Origin of the sequence: Pseudomonas sp. 14P_5.3_Bac1, assembly GCF_025466135.1 — a bacterium.
Lineage (GTDB): Bacteria > Pseudomonadota > Gammaproteobacteria > Pseudomonadales > Pseudomonadaceae > Aquipseudomonas.
Genome location: NZ_JANLOF010000038.1, coordinates 66,883 through 86,499 on the forward strand (window position 1 = coordinate 66,883; position 19,617 = coordinate 86,499).

General features: G+C 60.7%; 19 protein-coding genes and 1 pseudogene. 7 read left to right on the top strand and 13 right to left on the bottom strand.

The window, feature by feature from the left end; genetic code table 11:
- Nucleotide 1 precedes the first annotated feature (1 nt).
- Nucleotides 2-742, top strand: coding sequence for a penicillin-binding protein activator LpoB (locus NTD89_RS08965; protein ID WP_262207173.1), 741 nt, complete (start codon nt 2-4; stop codon nt 740-742).
- Between the two features lie 140 nt (nt 743-882).
- Here NTD89_RS08965 and NTD89_RS08970 read toward each other — a convergent pair whose 3' ends face one another.
- The 3 genes from NTD89_RS08970 to NTD89_RS08980 all read right to left on the bottom strand — a co-directional run bounded on the left by NTD89_RS08970 (nt 883) and on the right by NTD89_RS08980 (nt 4,087).
- Nucleotides 883-1,515, bottom strand: coding sequence for a LysE family transporter (locus NTD89_RS08970; protein WP_242199649.1), 633 nt, complete (start codon nt 1,513-1,515; stop codon nt 883-885).
- An 89-nt stretch (nt 1,516-1,604) separates the two neighbouring features.
- Nucleotides 1,605-2,177: a mechanosensitive ion channel family protein gene (locus NTD89_RS08975; RefSeq protein ID WP_145158036.1), complete on the bottom strand. Its 573-nt coding sequence runs from the start codon at nt 2,175-2,177 to the stop codon at nt 1,605-1,607.
- On the bottom strand, nt 2,177-4,087 hold the full coding sequence (locus tag NTD89_RS08980; protein ID WP_262207175.1) for an ATP-binding cassette domain-containing protein: 1,911 nt from the start codon (nt 4,085-4,087) through the stop codon (nt 2,177-2,179). Before NTD89_RS08980 ends, NTD89_RS08975 begins: the two co-directional genes overlap by 1 nt.
- A gap of 50 nt (nt 4,088-4,137) precedes the next feature.
- Here NTD89_RS08980 and NTD89_RS08985 point away from each other — a divergent pair, with 50 nt between their 5' ends.
- Nucleotides 4,138-4,602 carry a TIGR02444 family protein gene (locus NTD89_RS08985; RefSeq protein ID WP_262207177.1) on the top strand — a complete coding sequence of 155 codons (465 nt, stop codon included), beginning with the start codon at nt 4,138-4,140 and terminating at the stop codon, nt 4,600-4,602.
- Here the strand turns inward: NTD89_RS08985 and NTD89_RS08990 are convergent.
- Nucleotides 4,599-5,753, bottom strand: a complete 1,155-nt coding sequence (locus tag NTD89_RS08990; RefSeq protein WP_262207178.1) for an AlgP family protein — start codon at nt 5,751-5,753, stop codon at nt 4,599-4,601. The genes NTD89_RS08985 and NTD89_RS08990 overlap by 4 nt on opposite strands.
- Before the next feature lie 192 nt (nt 5,754-5,945).
- Between NTD89_RS08990 and NTD89_RS08995 the strand changes: the two genes are divergently transcribed.
- Complete coding sequence (locus tag NTD89_RS08995; protein WP_262207180.1) at nt 5,946-6,623, top strand: FKBP-type peptidyl-prolyl cis-trans isomerase; 678 nt, start codon at nt 5,946-5,948, stop codon at nt 6,621-6,623.
- Between the two features lie 54 nt (nt 6,624-6,677).
- On the opposite strand, the gene rsd is transcribed toward NTD89_RS08995, so the two are convergent.
- The 8 genes and pseudogenes from rsd to NTD89_RS29520 all read right to left on the bottom strand — a co-directional run.
- Nucleotides 6,678-7,136, bottom strand: coding sequence for a sigma D regulator (rsd, locus tag NTD89_RS09000; RefSeq protein ID WP_106575814.1), 459 nt, complete (start codon nt 7,134-7,136; stop codon nt 6,678-6,680).
- A gap of 209 nt (nt 7,137-7,345) precedes the next feature.
- On the bottom strand, nt 7,346-7,867 hold the full coding sequence (locus NTD89_RS09005) for a disulfide bond formation protein B (RefSeq protein WP_262207182.1): 522 nt from the start codon (nt 7,865-7,867) through the stop codon (nt 7,346-7,348).
- A 236-nt stretch (nt 7,868-8,103) separates the two neighbouring features.
- Nucleotides 8,104-9,345, bottom strand: a complete 1,242-nt coding sequence (locus NTD89_RS09010; RefSeq protein WP_262207184.1) for a heme biosynthesis protein HemY — start codon at nt 9,343-9,345, stop codon at nt 8,104-8,106.
- Between the two features lie 5 nt (nt 9,346-9,350).
- Nucleotides 9,351-10,466, bottom strand: a complete 1,116-nt coding sequence (locus NTD89_RS09015; protein ID WP_145158053.1) for a uroporphyrinogen-III C-methyltransferase — start codon at nt 10,464-10,466, stop codon at nt 9,351-9,353.
- Between the two features lie 41 nt (nt 10,467-10,507).
- Nucleotides 10,508-11,257, bottom strand: a complete 750-nt coding sequence (locus NTD89_RS09020; RefSeq protein WP_262207185.1) for a uroporphyrinogen-III synthase — start codon at nt 11,255-11,257, stop codon at nt 10,508-10,510.
- Nucleotides 11,254-12,195, bottom strand: a complete 942-nt coding sequence (gene hemC, locus NTD89_RS09025; RefSeq protein ID WP_262207186.1) for a hydroxymethylbilane synthase — start codon at nt 12,193-12,195, stop codon at nt 11,254-11,256. The genes NTD89_RS09020 and hemC overlap by 4 nt, the downstream gene beginning before the upstream one ends.
- 137 nt (nt 12,196-12,332) lie before the next feature.
- Nucleotides 12,333-13,079, bottom strand: coding sequence for a LytR/AlgR family response regulator transcription factor (locus NTD89_RS09030; protein WP_262207188.1), 747 nt, complete (start codon nt 13,077-13,079; stop codon nt 12,333-12,335).
- Nucleotides 13,076-13,192 (bottom strand): annotated as a pseudogene (locus tag NTD89_RS29520) (sensor histidine kinase); the annotation flags it as partial. The gene NTD89_RS09030 and the pseudogene NTD89_RS29520, both read right to left, overlap by 4 nt.
- 389 nt (nt 13,193-13,581) lie before the next feature.
- Between NTD89_RS29520 and argH the strand changes: the two are divergent.
- Nucleotides 13,582-14,976 (top strand): argininosuccinate lyase, encoded by a 1,395-nt coding sequence (argH, locus tag NTD89_RS09035; protein ID WP_145158064.1) that lies wholly within the window; start codon nt 13,582-13,584, stop codon nt 14,974-14,976.
- A 137-nt stretch (nt 14,977-15,113) separates the two neighbouring features.
- Here argH and NTD89_RS09040 read toward each other — a convergent pair whose 3' ends face one another.
- Complete coding sequence (locus NTD89_RS09040) at nt 15,114-15,773, bottom strand: glutathione S-transferase family protein (RefSeq protein ID WP_145158067.1); 660 nt, start codon at nt 15,771-15,773, stop codon at nt 15,114-15,116.
- Between the two features lie 127 nt (nt 15,774-15,900).
- Between NTD89_RS09040 and NTD89_RS09045 the strand changes: the two genes are divergently transcribed.
- From NTD89_RS09045 to NTD89_RS09055, 3 genes are all read left to right on the top strand, one after another.
- Entirely contained in the window at nt 15,901-16,185 is a 285-nt protein-coding gene (locus NTD89_RS09045; protein ID WP_106575823.1) for a hypothetical protein, read from the top strand.
- Nucleotides 16,186-16,336: 151 nt separating this feature from the next.
- Nucleotides 16,337-16,591, top strand: coding sequence for a TIGR02647 family protein (locus NTD89_RS09050; protein WP_010207442.1), 255 nt, complete (start codon nt 16,337-16,339; stop codon nt 16,589-16,591).
- A gap of 175 nt (nt 16,592-16,766) precedes the next feature.
- Nucleotides 16,767-19,607: a class I adenylate cyclase gene (locus NTD89_RS09055; protein WP_262207190.1), complete on the top strand. Its 2,841-nt coding sequence runs from the start codon at nt 16,767-16,769 to the stop codon at nt 19,605-19,607.
- The last annotated feature ends 10 nt before the right edge of the window (nt 19,608-19,617 follow it).

A 19,617-nucleotide genomic window follows, 5' to 3' on the forward strand; every position in this document is an offset into this window, starting at 1 on the left:
AATGCGTGCATGGATCGGCATGATCGGCCTGCTGTGCGCCTTTGGCGCCTCGGCCGCCCCGAAGATCGCGGTGACTGACCTTGCCTACGAGGCGCGCGTCGAGGAGTACATCCACGCGGTCTCGGCCAGCAACAACTTCCAGGCCAGCGCCTATCAGGCCAGCGGTGCGTCGAGCTACAGCGAGTATGAGAGCCGCACCAGCTACATCGAACAGGCCGAGCTGCGTAAATTCAGCGGTGATATCAAGGGCGAGATTCTCAAGTCGCACCAGTTCCAACTGGTACAGGGCACGCCCTACACCGCCGACGCCAAGGGCGATGTGTACGACGTGATCAAGCGCATCAAGGCCGGCAACTTCAAGGGCGCCGACTACGTGCTGTTCGGCACCCTGTCAGACATCGACTTCACCCAGGACACCAACGCCCTGGACCACACCAACAGCTACTCGGCCGTGCTGGGCCTGACGCTGGTGGCGGATTTCAGCCTGATCAACACGCGCACCTTCGAGATCACCTCGGCGTTTACCGCGATGGGCGAAGGCCAGGACACCAAGCTGGTGAACAGCCGTGATGTGCGCGTGAGCCTGAACCGGCCACGGGTGGTAAGGGACGTGTCGAAAGCCTTGGGTGAGGATGTGGCCAGGCAACTGGCAGAGCAACTGGGCGGCGGGTATCAAGACCCCGGCAAGCCTGCGCTGCGCAACAATCTGCCCAGGGATGAAGCGCCGAAGATTTTGCGCTGAAGCTGCGGTTGCACACGCAACACAAAACAAATGTGGGAGCTGGCTTGCCAGCGATGCAGGCACCGCGGTGTATCAGTTACACCTTGGTGATGCTATCGCAGGCAAGCCAGCTCCCACATTTTTAGCCGGTTTTGTCAGCCTCAGGTCGTTGCGCGATGCAAGCTGGCCAGGAAACCCGCAGCCCCCACAAACAACCCGGCAAAGGTGCGGTTCATGCGTTTTTGCTGTCTAGGCGTGCGCAGCAGGCGCAAGACCTTCGACGCCAGCCCCGTATAGCCCGCCATCACGATCATATCGACGCTGATCATGGTCGCGCCCAGGATCAGGTACTGGATCAGCAGTGGCGCCTGCGGGTTCACGAACTGCGGCAGCACCGCCAGCATGAACACCAGGGCCTTGGGGTTGCTAGCATTGACCAGGAAGCCACGGAACATCATCGCCAGCGGCTTGCCGATCGGGCGTATGGCCGAATCTTCGCTCATGTCCATGGGCAGCGCGCGCCATTGCTTGACCGCGAGGTACACCAGGTACGCCACGCCAAACCATTTGATCGCATAAAACGCGTTCGAGGACGCCGCCAGAATGGCACCCAGGCCGCCCGCGACCACGGCAATCTGCATCGCCAGGCCCAGTTGCAGGCCAATGGCATTCCAATAGCCGCGCAGGAAACCGTATTGCAGGCCGCTGGACATCGACGCGATGGCGCCAGCGCCGGGGGACAGGGAAATGATCCAGCTGGCCACAAAAAAGGCCAGCCATGTGTCGAGTGCCATTACACACCTCAGAGGGAGAGTTAGCGATTGAGCCTAAAACTAACTCCGCCGAGCAAAGGCTGGCTAGATATTTTTACAGGATGTAAATACTAGCGGTCGCCAGGGAACACATGGGTGCCTGGCCAACGCCGCACCGAGCGCTGGAAGAACAAGCTGTTAGGCACTTGCACCATCGCACTGTCGGTGCCGGCGTCCTGCACTTCGATCAGCGTGGTGTAGAGCAGGTTGATCGCCACGACCCGGCCTTTGACGCCCGGTTTGTCGACGGTATCCACCAACTCGACAATGTCACCCAGGCGGAACGGCCCGACGGTGAAAATCAAGATCGCGCACAGCAGGTTGGACAGCACCGACCACATGGCGAAAAACGCCACGGCGGCCACCGCGACAAACCCCGACAGCGCCGTCCACAGCACCGTGGCTGACACGCCGAGACGGCCCAGCACAAAGATCAACGCGCTGCCCATGATCAGCCAGCGCAGGCCGCCACGCAGGGGCATCAGCAGTTGTGGCGGGAACGGGTAACGCTCCCCCAGACGATTCAGGCCCTTGGCGACGAAGCGCTGGGCGAGATAACCCGCCAGCAGGATCAGCAGGATTTGCACACCGATCCAGACCGGTTCGACCCACTGCGTCGGCAATGGCAATTGCAGCGCTTCCATCAGGACAGCGCCTCCAGCTCCGCTTGCAGGGTTTCCAGCAGTTCGAGGGCTTCCATCCAGGTTTCCTCCAACTGACCTTCACGCACCTTGAGTTTGGCTTGTTCGGCCAACAAGTCGCGCAACTCGTCCTTGCGCGCCGCCTCGTACACGGCGCTGTCGCCCAGGCTGGTTTCGATCCTGGCCAGGCGCTCGTGCACCTTGCCCAGCTCGGCTTCCAGCTTGTCGGCTTCGCGCTTGTGCGGCGCCAGCTGCTGACGCAGGGCGGCGGCGGCCTGGCGCTGGGCCTTCTTGTCGGTCTTGTCCGGGTTGACCGGCGCAGTGCTGGCCGGCGCGTTGCGCAGACGGTAATCCGTCAGCCAACGCGCGTAATCGTCCAAGTCGCCGTCGAACTCTTCGACTTTGCCGTCAGCCACCAGCAGGAAGTTATCGGTGGTGCTCTTGAGCAAGTGGCGATCGTGAGACACCACCAGTACCGCACCACTGAATTCCTGCAAGGCCATGGTCAGCGCCAGGCGCATTTCCAGGTCCAGGTGGTTGGTCGGTTCGTCGAGCAGCAGCAGGTTTGGCCGGTCCCAGGCGATCAGGGCCAAGGCCAAGCGGGCTTTTTCGCCGCCGGAGAAATTCAACACCGGCTCATCGATGCGTGCGCCACGGAAGTCGAAGCCACCGAGAAAATCACGCAAGGTTTGCTCACGTTCGGTCGGCGCCAGACGCTGCAGGTGCAACAACGGGCTGGCCTTGGAATCGAGGGAATCCAACTGATGCTGAGCGAAGTAGCCCACCACCAGGTTCTCGCCACGCGTCAGGCGGCCGGCCAGGGGTTGCAGTTCACCCGACAGGTTCTTGATCAGCGTCGACTTGCCTGCGCCGTTGGGGCCGAGCAAACCGATACGCGCGCCCGGCGTGAGCTGCAGCTTGACCTTCTCCAGAATGGTTTTGTCGCCATAACCCAGGCGTGCATCCGAGAGGTCCAACAACGGGCTGGAGATCTTCACCGACTCACGGAACACGAAATCGAACGGCGAATCGACGTGGGCCGCCGACAGCTCTTCCATGCGCTCCAATGCTTTGATCCGGCTCTGGGCCTGGCGGGCCTTGGTGGCCTGGGCCTTGAACCGGGCGATGTAGCTTTCCATGTGCGCACGTTGCGCTTGCTGCTTCTCGAAGGCTTGCTGCTGCTGAGCCAGGCGTTCGGCGCGGGCGCGCTCGAATGCGGTGTAGCCGCCACGGTAGAGCGTGATTTTCTTCTGTTCGACGTGGGCGATATTGTCGACCACGGCGTCGAGGAAATCCCGGTCGTGGGAAATCAGCAGCAAGGTGCCCGGGTAGCTCTTGAGGAAATCTTCCAGCCACAGGATCGCATCGAGGTCCAAGTGGTTGGTCGGTTCGTCGAGCAGCAGCAGGTCGGACGGGCACATCAGCGCCTGGGCCAGGTTCAGGCGCATGCGCCAGCCGCCGGAGAAGTCGGCGACCGGGCGGTCCATCTGTTCATTGGTAAAACCCAGGCCGGCCAGCATCTTGCGGGCGCGAGCGTCGGCGGTGTAGCCGTCGGCACTGTCGAGTTCCGAGTGCAGACGGGCCTGGGCGGCGCCGTCCTGGGCTTTCTCGGCCTCGGCCAGGTCGTGTTGCACCTGACGCAGGCGCAGGTCGCCATCGAGCACGTAGTCGATCGCGATGCGGTCCAGGGTGTCGATCTCCTGGCGCATATGGGCGATGCGCCAGTCGGCCGGCAGCAGGCAATTCCCGGAATCCGGGGTCAGCTCACCGAGCAACAGGGCGAACAACGTGGATTTGCCGGCGCCGTTGGCACCGATCAGGCCGGCTTTGTGACCGGCGTGCAGGGTCAGCTCGGCGTCTTCAAGAAGACGTTGCGGGCCACGCTGTAATGTTAGGCTTTGAAGTCGGATCATAATGGCGGCGGAGTCTACCAGCTTCGTTGGCCGCTGGCTTGGGTGTGAATATGTGCGCTGACCTGTGGAGCTTTGCCCTCTCGACGTATGCCCACCCGGGCGTTGAAGCTGCTTGCCTGCGCTTGCAGGCACAAGGCGCGGATGTGTGCCTGTTGCTCTGCGGCGCCTGGCTGGAGCAGCGCGGCGTTGCACCGACCGCCGAACGCATGCAGGCGTTGCGCCAGATTGCGCAGCCGTGGCAGCAAGACGTGGTCGAACCCTTGCGACAGGTACGCGTGCAGTGGCGAGCCATGGCGCAGCAGGATGCGCAATTGGCGGCGCTACGCGAACGGGTCAAGGCCCTGGAGCTGGAAGCTGAACGGCAGTTGCTGACGCGCCTGCAAGTGCTGGCGCAAACATGGCCGACTGGCGAGAAAGGGGGTCAATCGAGATGGCTTGAAGGCTTGGCGACCGGAGCCGCCAACCTTGACCACGACGCGCTGCAGTCGCTGCGCGTCGAGGCCACCGGCACTTAGGAAGCGCTGGTTGGGGTGGTGCTTGGCGCTGCCGGTGCAGGCGTGCTGCTGGCCGGCGCAGTTGGAGCGGTGGACGCTGCCGGGGCTGCAGCCGGAGCTGTCGGGGTTGCTGGCTTGGCCGGTGCAGGCTTGGCGGCTGGCTTTGCAGCAGCGGGTTTTGCGGCTGGCTTAGCAGCTGGTTTTGCAGCAGCCGGTTTGGCAACTGGCTTAGCAGCTGGTTTTGCAGCAGCCGGTTTGGCAGCTGGCTTGGCCGCCGGTTTTGCAGCAGCGGGTTTAGCGGCTGGCTTGACGGCTGGTTTTGCAGCAGCCGTTTTAGCGGCTGGCTTGGCAGCTGGTTTTGCAGCAGCCGTTTTAGCGGCTGGCTTGGCGGCTGGTTTTGCAGCAGCAGTTTTAGCGGCTGGCTTGGCGGCTGGTTTTGCAGCAGCAGTTTTAGCGGCTGGCTTGGCAGCTGGTTTTGCAGCAGCAGTTTTGGCAGCTGGCTTGGCGGCTGGTTTTGCAGCAGCAGTTTTGGCAGCTGGCTTGGCGGCTGGTTTTGCAGCAGCAGTTTTGGCAGCTGGCTTGGCGGCTGGTTTTGCAGCAGCAGTTTTAGCGGCTGGCTTGGCGGCCGGTTTTGCAGCAGCGGTTTTAGCGGCTGGCTTGGCGGCCGGTTTTGCAGCAGCAGTTTTAGCGGCTGGCTTGGCAGCTGGTTTTGCAGCAGCGGACTTGGACGCTGCCTTAGTCGAAGCCTTCGACACAACGGCTTTTGCTGGCGTGCGAGCGCCCAGTGCTTTAGCCACGGCTTCTTTCACACGACCAACGCCCTGGGCCAGTTTCAGGCTTTCCTGAGCATCGCGTTTGAGTTGGGAAATGTAGGTGCGGGTTTCAGCTTGGCGATCTTTGAGGGCGTCCAGCAGATCCTCAAGTTCCTTAACGGCGTCTTTGGCTTTGGCTTGTGCCTTGGCCTTGCCGGCAGTGGCGGCGTCTTGCAGTTTGGTACGGGATTTGTGCAGCTTTTCTTGCGCTTTACCGCGTTGTTTTTCCAATTTGGCGAGCAGTTTTTCTGCATCAGCCAAGGCTTGGGAACACGCGCTTTCCAGATGTTCGAGCAAGCTGCCCGAAAGTTGTTGGAGTAAATGCAACGGGGTATTTACAGGCTTCTGTTTGGCCGACATGGTTTACCTCCTGGCTGACGTGGGTGCGGCTCATACTAGCCCTCTGCTCTTACCGCCGCTAGGGCATGTTGACAGTATCGTTTGCCTTGCGTTGCACCGTAGGAAAATTCTTATCGATATAACGAAAAACCACGGCACTTTTTGCGCACTCACACTGGCATAATCCGTCGCACTTTCGGCGGGAGAATAACCATGTCGCGTTACCTTTTTTTAATGCTTGGCTTGGTAGTTTCCATGACCCATGCGGCAGAACAATCGCCGTCAAAAACTACTGCCCAAGACCCGCACGACCTTGCTTACAGCCTGGGCGCCAGCCTCGGCGAACGACTGCGCCAGGAAGTGCCCGACCTGCAGATTCAGGCGTTGATCGATGGCCTTAAACAAGCCTATCAGGGCAAACCACTGGCGCTGGACAATGCACGTATCGAGCAGATCCTCGCCGAGCACGAAGCACAGAGCGCGGCCGAGGCTGAGGCGCCGCAAAGCGAAAAAGCACTCGCTGCCGAACAGCAATTTTTATCCAAGGAAAAAGCAGCAGCCGGCGTGCGTGAGTTATCGAATGGCATCCTGCTCACGGAGCTGACGCCTGGCACCGGCAGCAAGCCGTTGGCCAGTGATGAGGTGCACGTGAAATACGTAGGGCGGTTGCCCGACGGGACTGTCTTTGATCAGAGCACGCAACCGCAATGGTTTCGCCTGGACAGTGTGATCAGCGGCTGGAGCAGCGCGCTGCAACAGATGCCGGTCGGCGCGAAATGGCGTCTGGTGATCCCATCCGCCCAAGCCTATGGCGCCGACGGTGCTGGCGAGTTGATCCCCGCTTATACGCCGCTGGTGTTCGAGATCGAATTGCTCGGCACTCGCCACTGACCCAATAAAAAACGGTGCGCCATGCGCACCGTTTTTTTGTCTCGCCGCCAAGGCTCAGGCCTGGGTGGCGGCCTCTTCCTTGTGAGCGTTGTGCAACACTTCGATCAGGCAATCTTCCAGCTCGAAACGTTCGTGCAACAACCCGCCAAGCTCTTTGAATTTTTCGGCAACGCATTTGCCGGCATCGCACAACTCGGTGAACACCAGCAGTTTTTCCGTGATGACATCGATGCGCGGGTAGATGGTCTCGGCCAAGTCCAGACCACGCTGATCATCAAAGGCTTCCGCCTCTTTGGTCAGTTGTTCGTAGACGCCGAAATGTCCAGCAGACACGTAGTCCACCAACACAGCGCAAAAGTCTTGCAGCGGCTCGCGATTCTCACCCAATGCTTCGGGCTTGGCGCCGAGAGCATCAAAGGCCCGAACCAGTTCGTGACGTGCCTTCAACCAGCTGTCGATCAGCTTGTGCACCCCACCCCAGCGTTCCTGAGCATTCTGACAACTTTCCAGCATGATGATCTCTCTTCCCTATAGGGGGCGCTGCCGCCTGTGCCCGCGCAACACTCAAGGATAAAAGCAGCAGCCGGACAAGGCCGCATTTGGCAAACGGTTTCGATAATGCGTGCGGGCCAGATTATGCCCGCATGACTATGGCTTCAAGGTACGCAGGAGAGAAAGTTCATACAAGTGTTTAATCCCGTCCTACGACCCGCGACACACGTTCAAGGCCTTGCGAGACCCCATCGGCGACTTAAAAACAACCGCGAAAACTGCAGGATGCCCAGCGTCAGCATGGCCAAAAAGAACAGCAAGCTCCATTCGGGAACGCTGAGGTCGAACAGTGTCCAGTTGATCTCAACGCAATCGACAGTGCCTTTGACGGTCAATTGCAGTGCTTGCCACAGCGACAGGTTTTCAATCATGTAGTGCAGGCTTGGCCAGCAATCGGTGGTCTGCTCCGGTGCGGCATTTTGTAGCAGCACCTGGCGTACGGCAGTGATAGCGCCGAGCAATGCGCAGCCCATGCTGGCAAACCCGTAGAGGTAAACCGCAGAACGCTTTGGATTATGAATCGCCGCGACCAGATTGATCAGCGTGAAGGCTGCCAGAAAGATACGTTGCAGCTGGCAAAGGAAACACGGGCGTAGCAGCGCGCCGTACTCGAGATAAAACGACGCGCCCAACGTCAGCACACCAGCCATGAACGCCAGGAAAAACAAGGAGCGTGAAGGGGCCAAAGACATTGTTATCCGTACCGCAAGAGATAGGCCGTCACGGTAGAGGAAAGGCCTGACCCCTTTCAATACTCGTTAGAGCAGGCAATTCCGCGAGAGCATAGGGATATCTCGTCAGACCCTGGATGACTTTAAGCAGCTATCAGTAGGAATTTACTACGTAGCGCTTTAGACCCAGTATTTACAGGCTAACGAAGGGTTGGCTCTCAGAACCATCCGAGCCAACCTTCGCCCTCTTTCCTACTTCAGACGCGCGCGGGCATGGGCAACGGCGAGGCCAGCAAGCGACTGTCAAGCAGCCCCAGACCCTCCTGGAACAGCTGGTTGCTGCGCTCGGTGTCACCCAATTGGGCCAACAGCCGTGCCAGCTCAGCGCAGGCCTCAGGGTTGCGTTGCACCTGCAGGCTGCTTTCAAGGTAATCGCGTGCCTTGCCCCACAAACTGTTTTGCAGGCACAGGCGGCCCAGAGTCAGCAACAAGCTGGCATCTCCCGGGTGATCCCTGAGCCAGCCTTCGGCAAACTTCAACTGACGGGCCGAATCAGCGCCCCGCAACAAACCATAGAGCCGGATCAAGTGGCTGTCATAACCACGCTTGATGGCGCTGCGCAGCACCTCCTCAGCCTTGGCGTCGGCACCCAGTCGGCGCAGTTGCTCGGCGTAAGCCAGAACCAGCTGTGGCTCCTGGCGCTGGGCGGAAGTGAGTTGCTCCCACGCCCGATCAAGAGACTGCAAGCCTGCCTCGCCCTGCTCTTCACGCTGGGCCGCCAGCCCGAGGTTTTCACCCCAGGCGCGACGCTCCAGCTCGGCCAGCTCGCTGGCGGGAAGGACTTTGTCTTTTCGCAGCTCCGGCAACAAGCGAATCACTGAAGACCAATCGCCCCGCTGCTGATGCAGACGCTGCAACTGGCGCAACACCTGCGGGTTGTGCGGATGACGCTCGTGCATCGCCTGCAAAGTCACCAAGGCGCCTTCTGTATCGCCACGGTCCATCTGCAATTGTGCATGGCTCAAGGCAACCGCCAGCTCAGCCTGAGGCTGGCGCTCCAGAGCGCGCTCCAGCAAACCGTCGGACTCGTCATAACGGCCCTGCTCATTGGCCGCACGTGCCGCGCCAAGGTAGTACAGCAGTGGCTGGCGCTCCGCTTCGGCGGCGCGGTGCAGGTGACGTTCAGCACTGGCCCAGCGACCTTCAGCGAGGTCCATCTGGCCCTGCTCGATCGCAATTTGTACCCGGCGACTGCGGTTACGTCGCGACCATGGGTTGACCACACCACCGGAGGTGCTGAGCAGACTCAGCAACACACGGATCAGATAGATCGCCAGGCCGACGGCAAACACGGCCACCAGCGTCGCCCACAGGCTCGACTCGTAATGCAGCAGATGGGGATAGGTAATCAGCACGTAGCCGGTGTGCTTGGAAATGCCCACGCCCAGCGCAAGGGCGATCGCAATTGCCAGGACCAGGATCACATAGAAACGCTTCATCGGCTCTACTCCTGGGTCGCCGGCGTGCCCGCCGACGCCTTGGCTTCATCGGCAGACAGATGACGACGTTCGAGGTAGGCCTGCACCGCGGCCAGGCTGGCCGCCAGGTCAGGCGTGGCCACGGAAACGGCCTTGGGCTCAAGCTCGGCAATACGCGCGAGCATCGCTTTGCTCTGCGGGTTGTCCTGGTTGAAGTTGTCTTGCAGAACGCTGCGCGCCTCGCCCAGGGAACGGCTGTACACCGCCGTTTCACCATTGAGCGCAGCCCATTGCGCCTGCTCAAGGGCCAGGCTCAGCGCCAGGCGTACCTGATTCAGGCCCTGACCGGCGAGCAACGGTCGAATGTTGTCGTCCGGGTTGAAATCGATGCGGAAGTAGCGGGAAATCTCCTCCCACCATTGGCTCAGGCGACCTTGCGTATCGCTGGTCGGGCGACCTTGAGAGGCCGGCTCGCTAAGCTGGTATTCCGGGGCAATAGCTGCCAGCTGTACAACCTGATCGCGCAGCGCGGCGAGTTGCAGGTAAAGCCCGGTGCGGTCCGGCTGCTCGGTACTGCGCAACGCGGCAAGGCTCTTGGCCAGTTGCTCGCGTGCGGCGTAGGAACCCGGATCGCTTTGCTCACGCAGAATTTCGTCAGCCCCCTGGACCAAAGACTGAGCGCTGTTGATGTCCTGCAGGGCAGACAAACGCAAGCTGGCCAGACGGATCAAATGCTCGGCTTCGGCCAGACGCCAGTCCTGGCGACTGGCACCCAGCACGGTTTCCAGGCGCTGGCTCAAGCGCTGCTGATCGCCCTGCAACTGGGTTACCAGACGGCGGCGTTCTTCCAGCTCATCTGCACCGGGCAATTGCGCCAGCCGGGTAGTCAGCTGTTGCTGGCTCTGCTTGAGGGACTGGGATTGCTCGTCGAGTGCCTGCACCTGGCTCGACTGCTGTTGACTGCCGGCTTGCAGGGCGCGGACCTGCCAAATGCCCCATCCGCCAGCGGCAACACCTGCGGCGCCGAGCAACAAGGCTACGATTGCCAGGCCATTGCCACGGCGTGGCGCGGCGACCGGTGACTCAGCCGGCGCATCAAGTGCGGGCTGGGTTTCATCTTTAGGCAAGGCTGTTTCGCTCACGTATCCGTCCTTTGCGTATCAGAGAGTGGGCGCGGCTTGCCTCACAAGGCAGCGCTGCGCAACGCCACTAACAAAGCCGCGGCACTCGCACCGCGACAATCCACAACTTTTTCTGCGCCAGCGGCCCGCGCCATTTCATGGACGCGGGGGCTGGGCACGAACAATGGCAGCCGCGCCACCTGCGGCCAATCGGGGCCAGCCAACGCTTGCAGGTGCAAAAAACCCTGCCCACTGCTGACCACCACGCCGTTCAAGCGTTCCAACTGTATGCGTTGCATCAGCTCCCCGGTGTCGTAAGCCGGAAGGGTGCGACGATACAACTCCAGATAATCGACACTAGCACCTTGCTCGCGTAAACGCTCAGCCAGCAGCTCTCGTCCGCCTTCGCCACGCAGGATCAATACCCGGGCATCGGGGCGTGCGATAGCCTCGCGCAAGGCGGGCAGTGCAAGCAAAGCCTCGCTGTCGTCGCCGGTTTGCGGATAATGAACAGTGAGGTCGTGATCGGCCAGTATTTGCGCGGTGGCCGCGCCGACGCTGAACCAGGGCAGCTGCGGCCAATGCCGATCCAGCTGTTGCAAGGCCAGGCGCGCGGCAGGCTTGCTGACCACGATGACCGCGCTATAACGGCCCAGATCACAAAAGACCGCTTGTTGCTCAGCCGTCACCGGCAAGGCCTGGATCGCCAACAATGGCAGGCTGCTGCTGAAAATGCCGGCCTCGGACAACGTCGCGGCCAGGGCCGTGGCTTCCTCGGCAGGCCGCGTCAGCAACAGACGCCAGTCGGTCACTGCGGGCCAGCCTCGCCATAGATTTTTTGCAGAATCACACCGGCGCCTTTTTCCAGCAGCTCTTCTGCCACCCGGACTCCCAGCGCGGTAGCATCACGCTGTGGCCCGCGAACCTGGGCGGTGAGCAGCGTGCCGCCTGCGGGGTCGCCTACCAAGCCACGCAGCCACAGGTTTTCACCCTCAAGCACGGCGTAACAGGCGATTGGTACCTGGCAGCCACCGTTGAGGCGTTTGTTCAGCGCGCGCTCGGCCGTGACACGGACTTCGGTGTCTTGATGATCAAGGGGTTTGAGCAGGGCGTGAATTTCACTGTCAGCGGTGCGGCATTCGATACCCACAGCGCCTTGTCCGCCCGCGGGCAAGCTGTCTTCTACGCTGATGGCCGAGGTGATGCGGTCTTCGAAGCCCAGGCGAATCAGGCCAGCCGCCGCGAGAATAATCGCGTCATATTCGCCCGCATCCAACTTCGCCAGACGGGTATTGACGTTGCCGCGCAGAAACCGAATTTGCAGGTCCGGCCGGCGAGTCAGCAACTGCGCCTGGCGACGCAGGCTTGAAGTGCCGACGACACTGCCCAAGGGCAGCTCATCCAGCGACGCGTAAGTGTTGGAAACAAACGCGTCACGCGGGTCTTCGCGCTCGCAGATGCAATACAGGCCAAGACCTTCGGGGAAGTCCATCGGCACGTCTTTCATCGAATGCACGGCGATGTCGGCTTCGTTTTCCAACAGTGCGGTTTCCAGTTCCTTGACGAACAAGCCCTTGCCGCCAATCTTCGACAATGGCGAGTCGAGCAGCTTGTCGCCGCGACTGACCATGGGCACCAGAGACACTTTCAACCCCGGATGGGCTTGCTCAAGGCGTGCTTTGACGTATTCGGCCTGCCACAAGGCCAGGGCACTTTTACGGGTGGCGATGCGGATTTCGCGAGAGGACATGGATCAATCCGTACTGAATAGATACGGCAGATAATAACAGCTCAGGCAAACACGCTTTGATTTGAATCAGCAAGTGCGGGGCCTCCCTGGCCGCGTCGCACCGGGATACAGAATGCAGACCTCGCCAAAGCCCCTGGCTAAAGCTGCTGCATCATCTTGCGCACACCGGCGACATGGCGTCGGCTGACGATCAAGGCATCGCCGTTAAGCCCTTTGAGGAACAACTGAAAGTGCCCCAGGGGCGTGCGCTGCAAGCGTTCTATTCGCTCGCGGGCCACCAGCGCATTGCGGTGGATGCGCACAAAGCGGTCGCCGAATTCGTCCTCAAGGGCCTTGAGCGGCTCATCGAGCAACACTTCACCCGTCTCGTGACGCAAGGTCACGTACTTGTGGTCGGCGATAAAGTAGACCACTTGGTTCAGCGGAATCAGCTCGATACCTTTACGGGTCCGCGCGCTGATATGGCTGCGTGGCCCATTACCACTCTGAGCGGCTGGCTGGGTCAAAGCGGCGAGCTGGACGCGGTTGGGACGCTCGGCCTTTTTCAAGGCTCTGAGCAGCGCCTCAGCACTCACCGGTTTGGCAAGAAAGCTGACACCGCTGTCTTCCAGGGTCTGCGCAGAAAACTCTTCGTGAGCTGCACACAACACCACGGCTGGCGGCGATTCTCGCTCGCTCAGGCGGGCGGCCACTTGCAAGCCATCAAGGCCTGGCAGGCGAATATCGAGCAACACCACATCCGGTTTGAGGCTGTCGATCAGCGTCAACGCCTCTTCGCCGTTGGTGGCGCTCGGTTCAAGGACTGTATAACCCTCGAGTTCACTGACCAAACGGCTCAGTCGCTCGCGGGCTTGGGGTTCGTCATCAACGATCAGGACATTCATATTGCGCTGGATTCCTGCGTGAGTCTCGCACAAGGATAGCGTAGACAGGTGCGGTGACTTGCGTCACAGCGATCCACGCTAAGACTAGCGCGAGCGGCAAAAAGTGCCCCGGCAGCGGCACCCATATTTACCCGGACCTGTTCAATTGCGCCCAAGACCTGCTGCCTTCGGGCATCGTCGTAGGGTTTGCTGATACACAATCCGAATACCCCCCTTTTTTAATGGATAGTCTGGGCTATGACCGCATCACCCGACTTTGGTGCATTCACGCTCTATCAGTGCAACTGTAGACGCTCGCTGAGACGATATTGCTCAATCGTCAAATATCGTTTCAATTAGGGCCCGCTCCAGTCTCTTCCCGGAAGCGTCCGGCGGCAAGGCACTTAGCCATCCTTGGCACAAATAAAAATGCCGACCACCCGCAGCACCGCCTCTAAGTGCAACCCTGTTATTATCGGCGGCACACCTCCACGCCTCTTTTAAGCAGATCACGAGCGAATCCATGAGCACCGACAAGACCAACCAGTCCTGGGGCGGCCGCTTCAGTGAACCCGTCGACGCCTTCGTCGCGCGCTTCACCGCCTCCGTCACTTTCGACCAGCGCCTGTACCGCCACGACATCATGGGCTCGATCGCCCACGCCACGATGCTGGCCAAGGTCGGCGTACTGACCGACGCCGAGCGCGACAGCATCATCGATGGCCTGACCACCATTCGCGGTGAAATCGAGGCCGGCACGTTCGACTGGCGCGTCGACCTGGAAGACGTGCACATGAACATCGAAGCCCGCCTCACCGATCGCATCGGTGTGACCGGCAAGAAACTGCACACTGGTCGCAGCCGTAACGACCAGGTGGCTACCGATATCCGCCTGTGGCTGCGTGACGAAATCGACCTGATCCTGGGCGAAATCACCCGCCTGCAAAAAGGTCTGCTGGAGCAGGCCGAGCGTGAGTCCGGCACCATCATGCCCGGCTTCACCCACCTGCAAACTGCGCAACCGGTGACTTTCGGCCACCACTTGCTGGCCTGGTTCGAGATGCTCAGCCGCGACTACGAGCGCCTGGTGGATTGCCGCAAGCGCGCCAACCGCATGCCGTTGGGCAGCGCCGCACTGGCCGGCACTACCTACCCGATCGACCGCGAATACACCGCACAACTGCTGGGTTTTGACGCGGTTGGCGGCAACTCCCTGGACGGCGTGTCGGACCGTGACTTCGCCATCGAATTCTGCGCTGCCGCCAGCATCGCGATGATGCACTTGTCGCGTTTCTCCGAAGAACTGGTGCTGTGGACCAGTGCGCAATTCCAGTTCATCGACCTGCCGGACCGCTTCTGCACCGGCAGCTCGATCATGCCGCAAAAGAAAAACCCCGACGTGCCCGAGCTGGTCCGTGGCAAAAGCGGCCGTGTATTCGGCGCGCTGATGGGCTTGCTGACCTTGATGAAGGGCCAGCCATTGGCCTACAACAAGGACAACCAGGAAGACAAAGAGCCGCTGTTCGACGCCGCCGACACCCTGCGCGATTCGCTGCGTGCATTTGCCGACATGATCCCGGCGATCAAGCCCAAGCACGCGATTATGCGTGAAGCGGCCTTGCGCGGGTTCTCCACGGCAACCGATCTGGCGGACTACCTGGTGCGCCGTGGCCTGCCATTTCGCGACTGCCACGAAATCGTCGGCCACGCCGTTAAGTACGGCGTAGACACCGGCAAGGACCTGGCGGAAATGAGCCTGGAAGAGCTGCGCCAATTCAGCGACCAGATCGAGCAGGACGTGTTTGCCGTGCTGACCCTGGAAGGCTCGGTGAATGCGCGTAACCATGTGGGCGGCACTGCGCCGGCGCAGGTCAAGGCTGCGGTCGTGCGTGGCCAGGCACTGCTCGCCAGCCGCTAAAAAGCCTCAGACCCGCGCGGTCAAAAATGTGGGAGCGGGCTTGCTCGCGAATACGGTAGACCAGTCGCTATATGTATTGACTGACACACCGCTTTCGCGAGCAAGCCCGCTCCCACATTTGATTTGTGCACGGCTGATTACTTCTTGGCCGCAATCATCGCCATAAACGCCGGCATCGCCGCCTCCCTGTCCGCCGCCACTTTCTGCGCGTTGGGCATCGCGTGCAGTCGCTCCAGCAGCGCTTTCGCCTTCGGCAACTCAGCCAGCAGATCCAGGCCAAACAGCTTCTCGCCCACGGCACAGGCGAGGTTCACGCTGTACATGAAATACAGATCGGCCAGCGTGAAGCTCTCCCCCGCCACGTACGGCGCAAATTTGCCGTGTCGGCCTAAAGAACTGATCCCCAACAGCAACTCAGCCCTGGATTTCTCCTTGATCGCCTCCGGCACCGGCATACCGAAGAACGCCTCGGCGAAACACGCGCGGGCGGGCAACTCGATGTACAGCTCGATTTCCCTGCACAGCGCCAGCACCTGAGCCCGCTGAAAAGGCTCGGCCGGCAGCAGCGAAGGACCTTCCTGAGTGTGTTCGATGTACTCCAGAATCACGCTGGTTTCGTTGATAAAGCCTTGTTTGACGCCCAGCACCGGCACTTTGCCTCGCGGGCTTACTGCAAGCGCTTCAGGCGTCTGGCCTGCATAAAATGGCACTTCTTCAAACGGCAGGCCTTTCTCCAGCAGCGCCAGTTTGACCATGTTGTAGTAGTTGCTGACCGAAAATCCGTAAAGCTTGAGCATCGCGAATGCCTCCAGGCCGGGTGTGGGGTTGGCTGCGGAAGTTATAGAGCGTGCGGCCCGACCTGACCAGCAGCATCACCTGCCTGAATGGGGGTAGACTGGCGCCCTTTCCTTGAGGAGCCCCGCCATGAGCGAGCCGACCGATATCGACAACGACGAAGAAGAGTTCACCGAAAGCACGCTGACCCAGGCCATCGAAAACCAGATCGAAAGCGACAACCCGCCTGCCGCCAAAGCCACCTTCAACAAGCTGACCCTGGTGGGCTACGAGCGCGAAGACATTCTGAATCTCATGGCCCACGTGCTGGCTGTGGAAATCGACAAGATGCTTGAAGAAGACCGCGCCTTCGATACCCAATGGTATGAAACCGCGCTGCGCGCACTGCCGGAATTACCCCCGGAAAACGACTGAATCGAGCACTTTCGTGGCCGGGAAGCCTGCTTCCTTGCCACAAACCTGCGCCATATCAAGACCCACGACTTTCTCACTGGACAGCCTGGCAAAGTGCGTTCACCTTATGCCCTGCTAGCCTCTAATAAATTTTAGAAAGTCTGGAGTCCTTATGTCGTATACCCCTGAGTTGGTTGCCGAACTGGAAATCCTTGTACTCTTCCCCTTGGACAGCACCAAGGAAGGTCTGAAAGTCCACCAGACCGCCGCCCCCACTGCCATCGCCGCGGCCAAGCGCCTCCATGCAAAAGGCCTTATCGACCAGCCAGACGGGGGCTACCTGACCAGCCTTGGCCGGGACGCTGCAGAACAGGCCCAAACCCTGCTGACCATTCTGACGACCGCTACCACCAAAGAAGCTGCCTGATCCCTGATCCCTGATACCGCCCATGGAGTCCGCTTTCTGCGGATTCCGAGGGCATTGCTGTGGATGGCACAAAATTCTGACGCCAGAAACCATTTCCCTCTAAACCTCCTAAGCTTGTGTCTGTAAACTCCTAGACGGCCGCCCACGTCGGGCCCTGCGAGCCAACGAGTTCGACATGACCCGCACCCATGAAATCCGCCCCGACCTGGACGAAGGCATCGACCGCAAGGTGCTGGCCCAATTGCGCGCGCGCTTCATGGCCCTCAATGAAGGGCGCATGGCCCGGGCCGTCGAAGGTCTGACTCCGCGCCAGCAAAGCGTGTTGACGCTGTTGCCGCTGTTTTTCCACGTCAACCACCCCCTGCTGCCAGGTTATGTCTCGGGCAGCACGCCGGCCGGGCTGTCCAATTTCGAACCGGACGCCCAGGCTCTCACTGAAGCTCAGCGCCTGACCCGTTCGTTCTCCTACAAGCCACGCCATGGCAATCCGCCACGGCCCATCCTCGGCCTGTACCTGATGGGCAGCCTTGGCACCCTGGCTCAAGCGGACCAGAGCGATATGGACGTGTGGGTCTGCCACTCGCCCGAACTTGGCGAAACCGAACTGGCCGAGCTGCGCAAAAAGTGCCAGTTGCTGGAAGCCTGGGCCCTGACCATGGGCGCCGAGGCGCATTTTTTTCTGATCGAACCGACGCGCTTTGTATTGGGTGAGCGCGACACGCAACTGAGCTCCGACGACTGTGGCACCACCCAGCATTACCTGCTGCTGGATGAGTTCTACCGCACCGCCATCTGGCTGGCCGGGCGCACGCCGATCTGGTGGCTGGTGCCGGTGTACGAGGAACGCCGCTACGCCGAGTTCACCCATACGCTGATTTCCAAACGATTTATCCGCGCCGACGAGACCCTGGACCTTGGGCACCTGGCCCACATCCCTCCGGGCGAATTCATCGGCGCCGGGCTGTGGCAATTGTTCAAGGGCATCGAGTCGCCCTACAAATCGGTGCTCAAGCTGCTGCTGACCGAGGTTTATGCCAGCGAGCACCCGAACGTGTACTGCCTGAGCCTGCGCTTCAAGCGCGCCGTATTCGCCAATCAGGTGGACCTGGACGAGCTGGACCCGTACATCGTGGTTTATCGCCGCATCGAGGAATACCTCAAGGCGCGCAATGAGCCGGAGCGCCTCGAACTGGTGCGGCGCGCGCTGTACCTGAAGGTCAATCGCAAGCTCAGCGTCGGCCAACGCAGCACCGGCTGGCAACGCCGTCTGCTGGAGCGCCTGGCCAATGAATGGGGCTGGGACCAACGCCAACTGGCTCTGCTGGACAGCCGCAGCCAGTGGAAAGTGCGCCAGGTCGCCTCCGAGCGCCGCGCACTGGTCAACGAACTGAATTACAGCTACCGCTTCCTCACGCAGTTCGCCCGTACCGAGCAAACCGCCAGCCTGATCAACAAGCGCGATCTGAACGTGCTGGGCCGGCGCCTCTATGCAGCGTTCGAACGCAAGGCCGGCAAGGTTGAGTTCATCAACCCCGGCATCGCGCCCGACTTGGCCGAAGACACGCTCACACTGGTGCAGTCCCCCAATCGCAAGGAACCGGGCCAGTATCACTGGGGCCTGTACAACGGCAACCTTACGGCGCTGGAATGGGAGCACTTCGCGCCGATCAAGCGCAGCCGCGACCTCTTGGAAATGCTCACCTGGTGCCATCGCAACGGCGTGATCGACAGCAGCACCCGTCTGGCACTGCACCCGGGCGTCAGTGACATGACCGAATTCGAGCTGTTCAACCTGCTGGGCAGCCTGCAACAAACCATCGCCCTGCCCCTGGCCAGCGTCGATGAGGATCGCCTGTTGCGCTCGGCGGTGCCGGAAGAAGTGCTGTTGCTGATCAACGTTGGTGTCGACCCGCTCAAACATCATCGCGACTTGAACATCCTGATGACCACCGAACGCACCGACTCCCTGAGCTATGCCGGCGTGCGCGACAACCTGGTGCTGACTCTGGATCAGGTCACGCTCAATAGCTGGAACGAGGTCATGGTCAGCCGCTACGACGGCCCCCACGCACTGCTCGACTGCCTGCGTGACTACCTCAATCAACTGCCGTCGGACCACTTGCCACGCCTGCGAGTGCGCTGCTTCTGTCACAACCGTGCGCAGTTCATTGCCCAGCGGGTAGAAGAAATTTTCGACACCGCGCAAAACCTGTTGCTTAGCCAGTCCAATCACCGCTACCTGTTGCAGGTGCAGCAGCACTACCACGTGATGGAGCTGATGCCGGGTCAGGCCACCCATGTGTCACTGCCGACCCAGGACGCGCTGATTGCCTACCTCAGCGAAGAACTGGCCAGCTACAGCCCACTGCACCTGGACGCCATGGCCCTGGAAGACCACGACCTGGCGCTGCTGCTGCCGATGGGCTTGGCCGATTGCGTGCAGGTGTTCTACCGGGTCAATGAAGGTTTTGCCGAGTTGTATGTGCTGGATGAGTTCAACGCGCTCTGGCAGCAACGCCTGCCGTTTCATGATGAGCAGAGCCTGTTGGCGCCGTTGCAGCGTTTTCTGCAATCGATCATCTATCGCCGCGAAGCGCTGGCGCCGCTGGATACGCAGCAGCCGTTGGGCGAAGTGCAAATCTTGTATTACCAACTGTTGCCATCAGGCAGCAATCGCGCACGCGGCATCGAGCCGCGCCCCGCGCCGCAGAACCCGGCTAATAAGCCGTTTTATGACGTGCAGGCGATTATCGGCAAGGCGACGCCCGGCCAAGTGGGCATCACCCTGTACTGCAACCAGCGGGAGTTTTGCGAACTGGAGTTTGGCGACCAGCTGTTTGCCGTGGTCGCTCAGGAAATCGTCGGGCAACGTCGAGAAACCGAACGTTACCGCTGCTACATCACCGACCTGGACCTGTCCGGCCTGCTCGGTGATGTGCAAAGCCCGAGCAACCTGTACCTGCGTTACAAGGCCGAGCTGGAGCTGTCGCTCAACAACGCACTGAAGCAGGTTTAAAGCGGCTCTT